The organism is Phaeobacter sp. JH204B (assembly GCF_048055755.1).
GTDB lineage: Bacteria > Pseudomonadota > Alphaproteobacteria > Rhodobacterales > Rhodobacteraceae > Phaeobacter > Phaeobacter bryozoorum.
The window spans coordinates 40531-55222 of sequence record NZ_JAYMXF010000009.1 but is presented as its reverse complement, the minus strand read 5'-3'; the positions used below and the strand labels follow the sequence as shown (position 1 = coordinate 55222).

The following is a 14692-nucleotide window of genomic DNA, read 5'->3' as shown; positions in this document are numbered from 1 at the left end:
TCAGGGCGGGATCCATGGATCAGATCAGTTTACCAGCGTCGGCTTGCCGCTTGCCGGCGGGTTGTTCGGCATCACGCCCAGACGCCGGGCCACCTCGGTATAGGCGTCGGTCAGATTGCCAAGGTCGCGGCGGAACACATCCTTGTCCAGCTTCTGACCGGTTTTCATGTCCCACAGACGGCAGCTGTCGGGGCTGATTTCATCGGCGACGACCAGACGCTGGAAATCGCCGTCATAGATCCGGCCGATTTCGATCTTGAAATCCACCAGCTTGATCCCGACCGCCAGCATGACACCGGACAGGAAGTCGTTCACCCGTAGCGCGAGGCTGAGGATATCATCCATATCCTGCTGGCTGGCCCAGCCGAAGGCGGCGATATGCTCCTCGGTGACCAGAGGATCCCCCAGCGCGTCGTCCTTGTAGCAGTATTCCACAATCGGGCGCGGCAGCTGGGTGCCCTCGTCAATGCCCAGGCGTTTGGAGATCGACCCGGCCGCATAGTTGCGCACGATCACTTCCAGGGGAATGATCTCGCAGCTGCGCACCAGCTGTTCACGCATATTGAGCCGCTTCAAGAAATGGGTCGGCACGCCGATCTGCCCCAGACCTTGCATGAAGAACTCGCTCAACAGGTTGTTGAGCACGCCCTTGCCTTCGATGACATCCCGCTTTTCCGCGTTGAAAGCGGTGGCGTCGTCCTTGAAGTACTGAACGATGGTGCCCGGTTCGGGACCTTCATAAAGTGTCTTCGCCTTGCCTTCGTAGATCTTCTTGCGACGTGCCATGCGGAGCCTTTCGGGAAAAAAGCGGGAATCTCATGCCCGGGAACTGTCGCCCTCATACGGCAAGGGGGGCCGTGCCGCAAGCTTGGTCCCGGCCCGCCCGCAATCACGAGTGGGGAGACGGGCTTTTCGTCCCTGCGGGCCTGCTGTGCTATGATGGCCGGGCGTGGTCGGGGAGCCACGCGGATTCTGGGATCAATTGCCCCGCCCGCCTCTTGTTGGCGCCGCGCGCCATCCACATATCACAATGATCTACGACACTTATCGCCCTGAGGGAGGATCCATGACCACTTTCGACGACCGCGAACACGCCTTTGAAGCGAAATACGCCCATGACGAGGAAATGCAGTTCAAGGCGCAGGCCCGCTGCAACAAGATGCTCGGGCTGTGGGCCGCTGGGCTGCTGGGCAAAACCGGCGCTGATGCCGAGGCCTATGCGCATGAGGTGATCAAATCCGATTTCGAGGAACCGGGGTTTGAAGATGTGCTGCGCAAGGTCAGTGCTGACCTGGAAGGTCGGGCCACCGCGGATGAGGTACGCCAGAAGCGGGCCGCCCTGCTGCCGGAGGCCAAGGACCAGGTTCTGAACGACAGCGCATGATTTTACGCGCATTTCACGCAGGACCGGCAGCGATGGGACTGGCATTAACCGGGTGACAATCCATCAGGTGTAGCGTGTCGGATGGCGACCTGCCATTTGACACAAGGATGCTGATGCCCAGCCTACTGTCCCCTGCCGCCCGCATCTTTGCGCGGACAGCCGCACGCGGTCTGCGCCTGATGCTGCCTGTCGCCGTCATGATCGGCTGTCTGGCATTGCTGCAAGCCCATGTGGCGCTGCCCGATCTGGCGGAACTGCGCGGGATATTGCGCTCTCTTGCGCCGTGGCAATGGGGCGCTGCGCTGATGGCCACCGCGGTAAGCTTCTGGGCTCTGGGCCGCTATGACAGCGTTGCGCACAGGCACCTCGGGACCGGGCTGGATGGCCCGCAGGCGCGGCGCGCCGGTATGATTGCCATCGCGGTGTCGCAAACCCTAGGGTTTGGTCTGGTCACCGGCGCCTTTGCCCGCTGGCGCATGCTGACGGGGCTGCGCCCGATCCGTGCAGCCCAGCTGACCGGAATGGTCGCCATCACCTTCCTGATTGCACTGGCGGGTATCTGTGGCGGTGCCCTGATCCTGAGCCCGCCCCCGGTGTCCAGCCCATGGCTGGGATCGGCTATTCTCCTTGCAACTTTCGCCATGACCGCTGCCATGGTGGCGGTGCCGGTGGTGCGGATCGGCCGGATGACCCTGCGCTGGCCCTCGCTGATGGCGATTTCCGCGCTTGGGTTCTGGGCCATGATCGACGTGGTGGCAGCTGGCACAGCGCTGTGGCTGCTGCTACCTGCCTCTGTCGAGCTGTCTCTTGCTGCAATGTTGCCCGCCTATTTTCTGGCGCTTGGCGTTGCGATCCTTTCCTCGGCGCCCGGCGGCGCCGGCGCATTCGAACTGGCGCTTTGCGCGATGTTGCCCGCAGATATCACCCCCGAAGTTATCGCGGCTATCCTCGGGTTTCGTCTGGTCTACTACCTGCTGCCGGCGATCATTGGCGGGATCTGCCTCGGGTGGCCTGCGCTGGCCGAACTGCCACGACGATTGGCAAGCAATACGCCCGACGCTGAGCTCTCTGATCCCGAAGACACGCAGGCCCTCAGCGGCAGTCGGATGCGCCCAGCAGCACAACTGCCGCAGATCCGCCGTGTCGCCGAAACCGCCGTGATCCAGCAGAATGGCGGACATCTGCATGCTTTTGGCTTCAATCAGGTGGCGCTGCTGGACAGCCCGCAGGCCTCAATCGCGCTCTTTGGTGCGGTGAGCGGTCATCTAAGCGAACTTCTTCCGGGCCTTCACCACCATGCCAAACACCGCAATGCCGTTGCCTGCCTCTATAAGTGCACGGCCCGCGACGCGGTTGAGTGTCGCCGTGCCAGCTGGCGGGTGCTTCGGATCGCGCAGGAGGCGGTGCTTCACCCCGCGACCTTCAGAGAAACAGGCTCAAGCCGGCGGCAGCTGCGACGCAAACTCCGGCAGGCCGAAAAGGCGGGCGTCTGCGCCCTGCCCGCAGCCGCCGAGCTGCCGATTGACCAGATGAAAGCCATCGATGCCGCCTGGCAGTCCACCCACGGACAAGCCAAGGGCACGACGATGGGACGGTTTCAGGCAGAATATCTGGCACAGCAGCAGGTGTTTATCGCCTGGCATGACAAGCGGATGGTCGGCTTTGTCAGCTTTCACGCCATCGCACATGAATGGTGCCTCGATCTGGTGCGCCTGCTGCCCGATGCCCCCGATGGCACCGGCCACGCGCTGATCCGCGCGGCGCTTGCTGCGGCGGCGGAGAGCGGCGTTTCGCGACTGTCACTCGCCGCGGTGCCCGATCATCGTTTTGCCAAGCGCCTGGATCCCGGCTTGCGCCGCTTCAAGACCAGCTTTGCCCCGACGTGGGAAGATCGCTATGTGGCCGCGCCCTCATTCCTGCACATGCTCATCGCCCTTGGCGAACTGCTGCGGCTGGTCCATCATCCTGCGCCGCTGCCCCATTGGCCCAGATCGACCGAAACCGATGGCAGCGACGACACAGCACCGCGCGATGGCGACCGTGGACCGGATGGCGAGCGGCTGAACGGCAGCGTTGCCGACACAAACGCCCGGACCGAAGAGAGCCTGTGGCGCAAATTCGAGCGCCGCGCAGCAGCTGCCCGCGCGGCCCGAAAGCAGGCCTCGGGAAGATGGTCCGACGTGGCAGATCGCGATGATCCGCCGCCCGATGGTGATCGCCTTCATAATGAAGATGAAGAAAATGAAATTGCCCTCACCCGCCGCGCATGACAGACCGGGCCATTGACACAAGCCGACCCCAGGTGCCGATAGCGGCGAGCCGCGGCCCAACAACCGACATCACCCCACAGGAACATCCCATGACAAATACTTTCACAACCCTGCTGGAAACCAAGGACGCCCTGCTTGCCGATGGGGCCACTGGTACCAATCTGTTCAATATGGGACTGCAATCCGGTGACGCGCCTGAACTGTGGAATGTGGACGAACCCAAGAAGATCACCGCGCTTTATCAGGGATCGGTCGATGCAGGCAGCGACCTGTTTCTGACCAACACCTTTGGCGGCACCGCAGCCCGGCTGAAGCTGCACGACGCGCAGCGCCGTGTGCGGGAGCTGAACATTGCCGGCGCAGAGCTGGGTCGCAATGTCGCCGATCGCTCCGAGCGCAAGATCGCGGTGGCCGGATCCGTTGGCCCGACCGGCGAAATCATGCAGCCGGTGGGCGAATTGAGCCATGCGCTGGCCGTCGAGATGTTCCATGAACAGGCCGAGGCCCTGAAGGAAGGCGGCGTTGATGTTCTGTGGCTGGAGACGATCTCCGCGCCCGAGGAATTTCGCGCCGCGGCGGAGGCGTTCAAACTCGCCGATATGCCCTGGTGCGGCACCATGAGCTTTGACACCGCAGGGCGCACCATGATGGGCGTGACCTCATCCGACATGGCGGAGCTGGTCGAGGAGTTTGATCCGGCACCGCTGGCGTTTGGCGCCAACTGCGGCACCGGTGCCTCGGATATTCTGCGCACCGTGCTTGGCTTTGCTGCGCAGGGCACCAGCCGCCCGATCATTTCCAAGGGCAACGCGGGCATTCCCAAATATGTCGATGGTCACATCCATTATGACGGCACGCCAGCCCTGATGGGCGAATATGCCGCCATGGCGCGCGATTGCGGCGCCAAGATCATTGGCGGCTGCTGTGGCACCATGCCCGATCATCTGCGCGCCATGCGCGAGGCGCTGGATACCCGCCCTCGCGGCGAGCAGCCGACGCTGGAGCAGATTGTCCAGATCCTCGGGCCGTTCAGCTCAGACAGCGATGGCACCGGCGAGGATAACGCGCCCGAACGGCGCAGCCGTCGCGGCCGTCGGCGCGGGTAACACCCGCCCGAACGGCATTGCGTTTTCAGCCCGAAGCGGTCTCAGGATGGCTTCGGGCGATCACCTTCGCGGCCCTGCGACGACTTTTAGAACAGCGCCAGCTGATCCCCGGCCTGTGCCGGTTTTGCAAAGAGATCACAGCGCAGCTGAGGCGCGCGCTGCGCAAGGCCCAGCCGTTTGCACGCGGCATTGAACCGGTTGGCGATCACCGTCGCATAAGGCCCCTCGCCACGCATACGATGCCCCCAGCGCGGGTCATAGTCGCGCCCTCCGTGCATTTCGCGCAGCCGTGCCATGACTTTTTCGGCGCGCAGCGGCACATGCTCCGCCAGCCATTCCTGCCAGAGCTCCGACACGTCACGCGGCAGCCGCAGCATGATCCAGCTTGCCGCATCGGCGCCGGCATCGGCCCCGGCGGCCAGCAGCGCCTCCAGCTCATGGTCGGTCAGCCCCGGCACGACGGGCGAGGTCATGATACGCACCGGGACACCCGCCTCAGACAGGCGCCGGATGGTCGCGAGGCGACGGGCAGGCGTCGGCGCGCGCGGCTCCATGCGGCGCGACAGCTCCGCATCCAAGGTGGTGACGGAGATGCCAACCCGCACAAGGCCACGCCCGGCCATGGCCGACAGAATATCAAGATCCCGCTCAATCAGGGTCCCCTTGGTGACGATGGCGACCGGATGGGAGAACTGATCCAGCACCTCCAGACAGGCGCGGGTCAGCCCGAGATCACGCTCACACGGCTGGTAGGGGTCGGTATTGGTCCCGATGGCAATCGGCGCCACCTTGTAGCGCGGCTGCGACAGTTCGCGGCGCAACACCTCGGCGGCATTGGGGCGCGCGATCAGCCGGGTTTCGAAATCCAATCCCGGCGACAGCCCCAGATAGGCATGGCTGGGACGGGCAAAGCAATAGATGCAGCCATGTTCACAGCCGCGGTAGGTGTTGATAGAGCGATCAAATGGCAGATCGGGCGATTTATTATAGGAAATCAACGAGCGCGCCACCTCATGCCGGATATCGGTTTCGATCCTCGGCGCGCCGCCATCATCGCCGTCATCACGCGAATCCTGCAGCCCTCCCCAACCGTCATCAATGGCATCTCGCGCCAAATCAAACCGCCCTGCCGCATTGCTGAGGCTGGCGCGGGCTTTGCGACGTTGTGGAGGTGGTGGTAAGATCTCGGTCATCGGGGCATCTTGCCGCAAAGTCGAGAACAAATAAAGAACAAACGCAAGAAACCGAAGATTTCCATGCGAAATCTTCATTATTATTCCGCCATTTTTGCGCCTATACGTCGGTTCGGACCAAGGCAACGTCGCAAACAATGCAGTCTCTTGGGGTCAATCTGGACCAATACGAGTTAAACGAGGCCAAACCGGGGTCACCCCGCCCAGTCAAGGAATACACCCATGTCGGAAGACGCAGATGACATCATCCTGGCAGATCTCAATGACGAGGAACTCGTCCAGCAGATGTTCGATGACCTCTATGACGGCCTCAAGGAAGAGATCGAAGAGAGTGTCAACATTCTGCTCGAGCGCGGTTGGGCACCCTACCGGATCCTGACTGAGGCGCTGGTAGGTGGCATGACCATCGTGGGCGCCGACTTCCGCGACGGCATCCTGTTTGTGCCCGAGGTGCTGCTGGCGGCCAACGCGATGAAGGGCGGCATGGCCATCCTGAAGCCGCTGCTGGCGGAAACCGGCGCGCCGCGCATGGGCTCCATGGTGATCGGCACCGTGAAGGGCGACATTCACGACATCGGCAAGAACCTCGTCTCCATGATGATGGAAGGTGCCGGTTTCGAGGTGGTGGACATCGGCATCAACAACCCGGTCGAGAACTATCTGGAAGCTCTGGAAGAGCACAAGCCGGACATCCTCGGCATGTCGGCCCTGCTGACCACCACGATGCCCTATATGAAGGTCGTGATCGACACGATGATCGAACAGGGCAAACGCGACGATTACATCGTTCTGGTTGGCGGCGCGCCGCTGAACGAAGAATTCGGCAAGGCAATTGGCGCAGATGGCTATTGCCGTGACGCGGCTGTGGCCGTGGAAATGGCGAAGGACTTCGTTGCGCGCAAGCACAACCAGATGAGCGCCTGATTTGTCACGCAAAGGACGCGCCGCCCGCCTGACTGAGCGGGCGGCGTTCCAACCGCCCACCGGGCGGTCGCTTGAGGAAACCTCCCTCACCGAGCGGGGCCTGGCCGCACCTTCGAGAAAAACGGGCCGTATCCTGTTGATTGCCTGCGGTGCGCTGGCCCGGGAAATTCTGGCTATAAAAGATGCCAACGGGCTTGATCACATTGATCTCACCTGCCTGCCGGCCAAGCTGCACCTTTACCCTGAACAGATTGTTGATGCGGTGGAAGGGGCCGTCGCCAAACATTCCCGCGTCTATGACAGCATCTATGTCGTCTATGCCGATTGCGGTACGGGGGGCGCGCTGGAGCGCAAATGCGCCGAGCTGGGTGTCGAGATGATTGCCGGCCCGCATTGCTATTCGTTCTTCGAAGGCAACGACCAATTTGCCGCCCATGGCGAGGCCGGAGAGATCACCGCCTTTTACCTGACGGATTTTCTGGTGAAGCAATTCGACGCCTTTGTCTGGCGGCCGATGGGATTGGATAAGCACCCGGAACTGCGGGACATGGTGTTCGGCAACTACACCAAGCTGGTTTACCAGTCGCAGATCGATGATCCGGCACTGCTTGAGAAAGCTGAACTTTGCGCCAAGCGCATGGGGCTGGCGTTTGAACATCGCCACACCGGGTATGGGGATCTGAAAACCGCGGTGCTGGCCTGGAGCGATATGACGGCGCGCGATTAGACCGCGCGCCGCAGATTTATCGGAATGGGTGGCTGCCCTGACCCGCTCAGGCGTCTTCCAGCGCGCTCAACTGCGCGGTTGTTTCGGCCTCGTAGGCCGCGATGGCCTGACCGTCCTGCGCGGCGCTGACCCGCTCCACCCAGGCCTTGATCACGGCGCTGTCGGGCATCAGATGCGGCGCCCACTGAAATGGCGACGCCAACAGGATATCCGCGAGGCAGAGCGTATCGCCCAGCAGGAAGTCACCTTCGGCCAGCGCTGTTTCCAGCGCGGTGCAGACTTCAGCCAAACCGCGATATGCCCCGTTGATGGCCGGATGATCCAAGCCTGAGAAGGCCGCCACCAGAACCGGATCCAGCACGCCGCCGGCGTAGGTCATCCAGCTGAGATAGCGGCCACGATCCGGCGCGCCGATCTTGGGGCTGAGCGGCTGACCGTACAGCTCATCCAGATACATCATGATGGCAGCGCTCTCACGAACACCCTGCCCCTCATCGGTGACCAGATAGGGGACTTTCCCCTCGGGATGAGGATTGCGTGGATCACGGCGACCGGTGCCATCAAAGCGCTCTACGCTGACGGGAACGACCTCGACCGCATCCAGTTTGCCGATGAGCATAAGCTGCGCAATGACACGAGAGGAGCGGCTGTTGGGGCAATGATAAAGCGTCGGCATTTCAATGACTTTCCATTTGTTATGTTGCTGATGGTAGTGATATGCGACTACCCTCCTGCCAAATTCTGTCAGGATGCTTGCGGATAGATGGACCCATGCCTAAAACAGATCGCCTTTTTCGTCTGCTGCATCTGATCCGGGGGTTGCGCCCGCCGGTCACGGCGGCCCGGCTTGCCGCCGCGATGGAGGTGTCGGAGCGTACGATCTACCGTGACATCGACAGCCTGCGCGCGGCAGGGGCGCGGATCGAGGGAGAGGCGGGGCTGGGTTATACGATGACCGAAGATCCGGCGCTGCCGCCGCAGACCTTTTCCCAGATCGAGCTGGAAGCGCTGACCCTTGGGCTGTCGGATGTGAATCAGCGCGGCGACCCCGATCTGGCGAAGGCAGCGACAGATGCGCTGGTCAAGATCCTCGCAACATTGCCCGAACGCCAGCAGCGGCAGGCCATGCATGCGGTAAATCTGGTCCATCGCTATTATGCACCGGCCAAACCCACCATTGACATGACCCTCCTGCGCGAAGCGATGTGGGCGGAGGAGGCGCTGGATATAGGTTATCGCGACCTGAAAGACGCCCGGACCACGCGGCGGATCTATCCGCTGGCGCTATCCTATCACGACCGCAGCGTGATGCTGCTGGCCTGGTGCTGCAAACGCGAGGACTTCCGCAGTTTCCATGTGACCCGGATTGATGGCTACAGCAAGACCGGAGAAAGCTTTCGCCCCCGGCGTGTCACCCTGCTGCGTGCGTTCATTGACCACCTTCATTCGCGGGATCGCGGTGGCGAAGGCGCGGCCCGATGACGGGCGATAATCACCCGGGACCGGCCCGCTGGATCAGACGGCCGCCGCTGCCGTTTCGCGAATGCGCTGGACCATGGCAGTCAGCCCATTTGAACGCTGCGCCGACAGATGATCATTGAGACCCAGCCGCGCCAGTTCGGCCCGCGCGTCGACCGCCAGCACCTCCTCAAGGGAGAGGCCGTTATACAGCGCACGCAACACCGCGATCAGCCCGCGCACGATCATCGCGTCGCTTTCACCGTCGAAGTGGAACACACCGTTTTCGATGGTGGGATGCAGCCAGACCTGACTGGCGCAGCCGTCAACCTTGGTTGCGGGCACCTTCAGCGCGTCTTCCAGCGGATCCATCGCCTTGCCCTGTTCGATGACATGGCGGTAGCGATCTTCCCAATCGTCGAGAAACTCGAAATCTTCGACAATCTCTTCAAAGGCGGCACTGGCCATGGGGGTGTTCCTCGTCTGGTTTTGCGGCCCGGTGTCCTGCGCTGATCCACGCAACCACCGGCACCGCTGGACCTAAGGCGCAAACAATGGCTTTTCAACTGCTTTTCAAGTGGCTTGCAATCGGGTAACCACATGCGAGGACATATCGAACGGGTGAACCATCATGCAACGATCTCTCGCACTCCTCCTGATTGGAGCCGTGGCGCTATCTGGCTGTGGGTTTCGCGATTCGCGGGTGAACCCGTTGAACTGGTTTGGCGGCTCCGATGAGGTCGAGGTGCAGGAGACCAGCGGTGAGCCGGTCAATCCGCTGATCCCGGTGAAGACCCGCGTCAGCGTCTTTGCCCGCCCCGATGCGGTGGACAACAGCGTGCTGGTGCAAAGCGTCAGCGAGATGCGGGTGGAACGCACGCCAACCGGCGCAATCGTCTATGCTACCGGCATTGCCGCGCGGCAGGGCGCCTATGGGGTCGAGCTGCGCCTGGACGAGGCCGATCGCGACGTGCGCACCCGTGACGACACGCTGGATTTCACATTCCGCGCCACCTACCCCGAGTATCGGACGGCTGTCGGCAGCGACCGCACCCGGACCTTGCGCGCTGCTTTCAGCCTCAGCAAGCAGGAGCTTGCCAGCGTACGCAGCATCCGGGTTGTCGCCGCACAGAACGCACGCGAAAGCCGCCGCTGAGGTTCACGCCCAACATAGGCTGAATATGCAAAAGGCGCCTGCAACGGGCGCCTTTATTGTTTTATGTCCCGGTGCCCCGGCGACGTGATCGGGCAGCGATCAGAGGGTTACAACCTTCACGTATTGCCCCTTTGCAGCCAGCGCGATCTCGCCGTTGCAGAGACGCAGCGCATCGGCGCCAAACACCTCGTGACGCCAGCCATTAAGCGCGGGAACATCGCGCTGACCGGCCGCGATGGCGTCCAGATCGGAGCTGGGGGCAATCAACTTGGCCGCAACACCGGAGGCCTCGGTCTTGGCCTTCAGGAGCACCCGCAGCAGATCGGCGAGCGCCGGATTCACCTGCATTTTCTCACGGCTGCGATCCGGTTGCGGCTGTGATCCCGCCGGGCAGTTCACACCCTTGGCAACCGCCTGAAGGATGCCTTCGGCGATTGCGCCCTTGCGGGCCTCGCGCAGCAGCAACCGCGAATTGCCGAGGTCTGAGCTGTTCTTCGGCTTGGTCGAGGCCAGCTCCACCAAGGCGTCATCCTTGAACACACGGTTGCGCGGGACATTGTTGGTCTTGGCGTAGCTCTCGCGAAAAGCCGCCAGCTCGCGCACGATTGCAAGGAATTTGCCGGAGTTGGTGCGGGTTTTCACGCGCCGCCACGCCTCTTGCGGGTCAACATCATAGGTCGCCGGATCGGTGAGCACCTGCAGCTCTTCAGCCACCCAATGGGCGCGTTCGGTGCGCCGCAGCTCGGCCGCGAGATGTTCGTAGATCTGACGCAGATGAGTCACATCCGCCAGCGCATAGGTTTTCTGCGCCTCGCTCAGCGGGCGGCGCGACCAGTCGGTAAACCGCGAAGTCTTGTCGACCCCCTGTTTGGCGATCTTGCGCACCAGTGTCTCATAGCCCACCTGTTCGCCAAAGCCGCAGACCATCGCCGCGACCTGCGTGTCAAACAGCGGCTTGGGAAAGACCTGCGCGTCAACCCAGAAGATTTCCAGATCCTGCCGCGCGGCATGGAACACCTTGACCACATTCTCGTTGCGAAACAACGCATAGAGCGGTTCCAGAGAAATCCCGTCAGCCAGCGGATCAACCAGAACGGCGTCAGTCTCTCCGTCACCGGAGAAGGCCAGTTGAATCAGGCAGAGCTTGGAATAATATGTCCGTTCACGCAGAAACTCGGTATCCACCGTGACATAGGCGTGCTGCGCTGCAGCTTCGCAGAAGGCCTGCAGTTCTTCGGTAGAGGTCAGAGTTTTCATCAATTACGGCTTTTTCTTTATCTGAATTATTGGGCCGTGATACGCGCTTGTCCCGGTCAATGCAAACATGTGCAGAGGGGGCCAGAGGATTTCAGCCCCGCCGTGATGTAGCAGGCGCACAGTCGCTGAAAATGTTCAATATACGTGATTATAAAGCAATCAAACATTCATTTTCGGAATACCTAACGGATGGCTAGGTTGGTCATATAGCCAAAAAGGAGCATGACCGATGACCGCCCTGACCCCCTGTGAAACCAGCCCCCTTGCCCTCGCCTGCCCCGGGTCGTCCGCCGCCAGCCTGGCAGCAGTGGCGCTTGTCCTGGTGCTTGGCCTGCCCGCCCTGATGGCCCCGTCACCACAGGGGGCGACGCCGGACTGGCATGGCAACAGCGCGACACTGCCTATGCCAGGACCGAGCAATTAGACCGGGAAGATAGTCGTCTGGGCAGATCGTCAGGGCAGATAGACTGGCGTGCGATCTCCGGCGGCATAGCGATGCAACACGGCCGGATAGAGCTGATGCTCCTGCACCAGAACTTTTGCGGCCAGGCTCTCCGGCGTGTCGTCAGCAGCGACATCGACCCGCGCCTGCCCCAGAATCGGTCCGTCGTCGAGCACGGCCGTCACCTCATGTACGGTGCAGCCATGCTGGCAGTCGCCCGCAGCGAGCGCCCGTGCATGGGTGTTGAGACCGGTGTATTTCGGCAGCAGCGAGGGGTGAATATTCAGCATCCGCCCCTGAAACTGCGATACAAAACCATCAGTCAGAACGCGCATGAACCCCGCCAGACAGACGATATCCGCGCCGGAGGCAAGGATCGGCTTGACGAGTTCCGCCTCAAATGCGGCGCGATCCTTGCCATAGGGTTTGTGGTCCACCACCGCAGTTGGAATGCCTGCGGCGGCAGCCTTAGTCAGGCCACCGGCGCTGGCGATGTTGGACAAGACCAGACAGGGCCGCGCCGGATGATCGCCGGTCATGCTTTCGACCAGCGACACCATGTTGGAGCCGCCGCCCGAAATCAGGATCGCGACCTTCTTGTGGCTCACAGCAGCTTGCCCGAATAGCGCATACCGGCGCCTGCTGTGACGGTGCCCAGACGCGAGACGGTCTCGCCCTCGGTTTCCAGCACCTTCACCAGTTCATCCGCGCGGTCGGCAGAGACAGACAGGATCATGCCAATGCCGCAGTTGAAGGTCTTCAGCATCTCTGCCTCGGCAATACCGCCAGTCTCGGCCATCCATTTGAAAACGGGCGGCAAGTCCCAGGCATTCAGGTCGATGTCAGCGCCCAGATCCTCGGGCAGGACACGCGGCAGGTTTTCGGTCAGACCACCGCCGGTGATATGAGCCAGCGCATGAACGCCGCCCGCCCGCACCGCAGCCAGGCATTGTTTTACATAAAGACGGGTCGGCGTCAGCAGCGCCGCACCCAGCGTGCCCTCGCCGAAGGGGCAGTCCGCGTCCCAGCCGAGGCCGGAGACGTCAACCAGCTTGCGCACCAGCGAGTAACCGTTGGAGTGCACGCCGTCAGAGGCCAACCCCAGAAGCACGTCGCCTTCTTGCACGTCGGCAGGCAGCGCGCTGCCGCGTTCCATTGCGCCCACCGCAAAGCCGGCCAGGTCGAAATCCCCTGCGGGGTACATGCCTGGCATTTCGGCCGTCTCACCGCCGATCAGCGCACAGCCAGAGCGCACGCAGCCCTCGGCGATACCTTCGATGATGCGGGCCGCCACGTCGGTTTCCAGCTTGCCGGTTGCGAAATAGTCGAGGAAGAACAGCGGCTCAGCACCCTGGCAGACCAGATCGTTGACGCACATCGCCACCAGGTCGATGCCAACGCCATCCACCACACCGGTGTCGATGGCAATCCGCAGTTTGGTGCCGACACCATCGGTGGCGCCAACCAGAATGGGGTCGCTATAGCCTGCGTCCTTCAGATCGAACAGCGCGCCAAAGCCGCCAAGGCCGCTCATCACGCCAGAACGGTTGGTCCGTTTCGCGGCGGGCTTGATGCGGTCCACCAAAGCGTTGCCTGCATCAATATCCACCCCCGCGTCCGCGTAGGTCAAACCGTTCTTGCCGCTGGTCATCTCAGTGCTCCTTCAAAGACGTTGGGCAGCCTTTAGCGCAAGGCGCATCAGAAGGGAACTAGGGAATCCGCTGCGCCATCCCGGACGGCGCAGCGGGCTGTTGTTCAAGACGGGAGAGCTGTCTCAGATGCCGAACTGCCAAGGCGCTGCCTGATAGGCAAAGGCGTCCCCCTGCCGCAGCACCCGGCCCAGCGCCGGGAAGTCGAGATGCGCGCCAGTGACCAGCAGGTTGTCCGCCGCCGCCCGGTCCATCATCCGCCGCCGTGTCTGAGCGGTCTGGGCCGGATCGGTGTCAAAGGCGATGGTCCACTCCGGCAGCGCGAACTGCAGCGCGGCGCTGTGGATCAGGTCACCCCAGAACAGCAACCCCTCGCCGCCCGCATCCAGCATGAAGCCGGTGTGGCCCGGCGTATGGCCCGGCAGTTCCAGCGCGGTGAAGCCAGGCGCGGCCTCGCCCTCGCCCTGTAGGAGGCGCAGGCGGTCCGCATAGGGGGCAACCGTGCGGCGCGCCATTTCAAAGAAACCGCGGTTGCTTTGCGGTACGCCCGCCATGATGGCATCGTCATGCCAGAAATCCCATTCCCGCTGCGCCACGACCAGCTCAGCACTGGCAAAGGCCGCATCACCGTCGGGCGTGATCAGCCCGCCGGAATGATCCGGGTGGATATGGGTCAAGAGTACAGTATCAATACTCTCCGGCGCGACGCCCGCTGCGGCCAGTCCGGCACCCAGCGCCCCCAGCCCCGGCCCCATCAGCTGCGCGGTCCCGGTGTCGATCAACAGCTTCTTCCCGCCCCGCTCCACCAGGTAGCCGTTGACAGGGATCTGCAACGCATCGTTCTGAAGCCGGTGCAGCCCCTGTGCCAGGACGGTTTCGGCCTTGGCGGCATCGTAGTCGTTGAAGAGCTGCGTCCCCAGCGGCAAGTGGCCATCCAGCAATACCGTGATTCTGGCATCCCCAAGTGTGAATGCGTGGATAACCGGGCTCGCCGTTACAGCCCCTTCTGCCGCCCAAGCCCAGCTGCCGCCCGCGAACCCGGTTGCCACTGCCGCGGGGGCCGCTACCAGCCCGCCCAGAAATGCCCTACGATTGATTGTCATAAGAAACTCCAATATCTGTTTCA

General features: G+C 62.5%; 16 protein-coding genes. 8 read left to right on the top strand and 8 right to left on the bottom strand.

All coding sequences use genetic code 11. From position 1 onward, the window contains the following. Window positions 1-24 precede the first annotated feature (24 nt). A complete protein-coding gene (gene purC, locus VXL81_RS04405) occupies window positions 25-786 on the bottom strand; it encodes a phosphoribosylaminoimidazolesuccinocarboxamide synthase (RefSeq protein WP_340545391.1) in 762 nt (253 codons plus the stop codon). Window positions 787-1066: 280 nt separating this feature from the next. Between purC and VXL81_RS04400 the strand changes: the two genes are divergently transcribed. The 3 genes from VXL81_RS04400 to bmt all read left to right on the top strand — a co-directional run bounded on the left by VXL81_RS04400 (window position 1067) and on the right by bmt (window position 4760). Beyond that, the gene (locus VXL81_RS04400; RefSeq protein ID WP_340545390.1) at window positions 1067-1384 is read left to right on the top strand and encodes a DUF1476 domain-containing protein; all 318 of its coding nucleotides are present in this window, start codon (window positions 1067-1069) and stop codon (window positions 1382-1384) included. Between the two features lie 113 nt (window positions 1385-1497). Then, entirely contained in the window at window positions 1498-3654 is a 2157-nt protein-coding gene (locus VXL81_RS04395; RefSeq protein ID WP_416553091.1) for a phosphatidylglycerol lysyltransferase domain-containing protein, read from the top strand. An 89-nt stretch (window positions 3655-3743) separates the two neighbouring features. Then, the gene (gene bmt / locus VXL81_RS04390) at window positions 3744-4760 is read left to right on the top strand and encodes a betaine--homocysteine S-methyltransferase (protein WP_416536100.1); all 1017 of its coding nucleotides are present in this window, start codon (window positions 3744-3746) and stop codon (window positions 4758-4760) included. Window positions 4761-4846: 86 nt separating this feature from the next. On the opposite strand, the gene VXL81_RS04385 is transcribed toward bmt, so the two are convergent. Continuing rightward, the gene (locus VXL81_RS04385; protein WP_416553089.1) at window positions 4847-5953 is read right to left on the bottom strand and encodes a PA0069 family radical SAM protein; all 1107 of its coding nucleotides are present in this window, start codon (window positions 5951-5953) and stop codon (window positions 4847-4849) included. A 222-nt stretch (window positions 5954-6175) separates the two neighbouring features. Between VXL81_RS04385 and VXL81_RS04380 the strand changes: the two genes are divergently transcribed. Both VXL81_RS04380 and VXL81_RS04375 read left to right on the top strand, forming a co-directional pair. Continuing rightward, the gene (locus tag VXL81_RS04380) at window positions 6176-6877 is read left to right on the top strand and encodes a corrinoid protein (RefSeq protein ID WP_340545386.1); all 702 of its coding nucleotides are present in this window, start codon (window positions 6176-6178) and stop codon (window positions 6875-6877) included. Window position 6878: 1 nt separating this feature from the next. After that, the gene (locus tag VXL81_RS04375) at window positions 6879-7604 is read left to right on the top strand and encodes a DUF1638 domain-containing protein (RefSeq protein WP_416553087.1); all 726 of its coding nucleotides are present in this window, start codon (window positions 6879-6881) and stop codon (window positions 7602-7604) included. Between the two features lie 46 nt (window positions 7605-7650). On the opposite strand, the gene VXL81_RS04370 is transcribed toward VXL81_RS04375, so the two are convergent. Then, the gene (locus VXL81_RS04370) at window positions 7651-8280 is read right to left on the bottom strand and encodes a glutathione S-transferase family protein (RefSeq protein WP_416536106.1); all 630 of its coding nucleotides are present in this window, start codon (window positions 8278-8280) and stop codon (window positions 7651-7653) included. 95 nt (window positions 8281-8375) lie between these two features. Between VXL81_RS04370 and VXL81_RS04365 the strand changes: the two genes are divergently transcribed. Then, window positions 8376-9086, top strand: a complete 711-nt coding sequence (locus VXL81_RS04365) for a helix-turn-helix transcriptional regulator (RefSeq protein ID WP_416536944.1) — start codon at window positions 8376-8378, stop codon at window positions 9084-9086. Window positions 9087-9119: 33 nt separating this feature from the next. Here VXL81_RS04365 and VXL81_RS04360 read toward each other — a convergent pair whose 3' ends face one another. After that, a complete protein-coding gene (locus VXL81_RS04360; protein WP_340545382.1) occupies window positions 9120-9530 on the bottom strand; it encodes a SufE family protein in 411 nt (136 codons plus the stop codon). A gap of 163 nt (window positions 9531-9693) precedes the next feature. Between VXL81_RS04360 and VXL81_RS04355 the strand changes: the two genes are divergently transcribed. Beyond that, a complete protein-coding gene (locus tag VXL81_RS04355; RefSeq protein WP_340545381.1) occupies window positions 9694-10218 on the top strand; it encodes a hypothetical protein in 525 nt (174 codons plus the stop codon). A 99-nt stretch (window positions 10219-10317) separates the two neighbouring features. Here the strand turns inward: VXL81_RS04355 and rnd are convergent, their stop codons facing one another. Next, window positions 10318-11475, bottom strand: coding sequence for a ribonuclease D (gene rnd / locus VXL81_RS04350; protein WP_416553085.1), 1158 nt, complete (start codon window positions 11473-11475; stop codon window positions 10318-10320). Between the two features lie 229 nt (window positions 11476-11704). On the opposite strand from rnd, the gene VXL81_RS04345 reads away from it, so the two are divergent. Next, complete coding sequence (locus VXL81_RS04345; RefSeq protein WP_416553083.1) at window positions 11705-11899, top strand: hypothetical protein; 195 nt, start codon at window positions 11705-11707, stop codon at window positions 11897-11899. Between the two features lie 29 nt (window positions 11900-11928). Here the strand turns inward: VXL81_RS04345 and purN are convergent, their stop codons facing one another. The 3 genes from purN to VXL81_RS04330 form a co-directional block, all read right to left on the bottom strand. Further along, window positions 11929-12525, bottom strand: coding sequence for a phosphoribosylglycinamide formyltransferase (gene purN / locus VXL81_RS04340; protein WP_416553081.1), 597 nt, complete (start codon window positions 12523-12525; stop codon window positions 11929-11931). Next, complete coding sequence (gene purM, locus VXL81_RS04335) at window positions 12522-13568, bottom strand: phosphoribosylformylglycinamidine cyclo-ligase (protein WP_416540276.1); 1047 nt, start codon at window positions 13566-13568, stop codon at window positions 12522-12524. The genes purN and purM overlap by 4 nt, the downstream gene beginning before the upstream one ends. Before the next feature lie 123 nt (window positions 13569-13691). Continuing rightward, window positions 13692-14669 carry an MBL fold metallo-hydrolase gene (locus VXL81_RS04330; RefSeq protein WP_416544269.1) on the bottom strand — a complete coding sequence of 326 codons (978 nt, stop codon included), beginning with the start codon at window positions 14667-14669 and terminating at the stop codon, window positions 13692-13694. Between the last annotated feature and the right edge of the window lie 23 nt (window positions 14670-14692).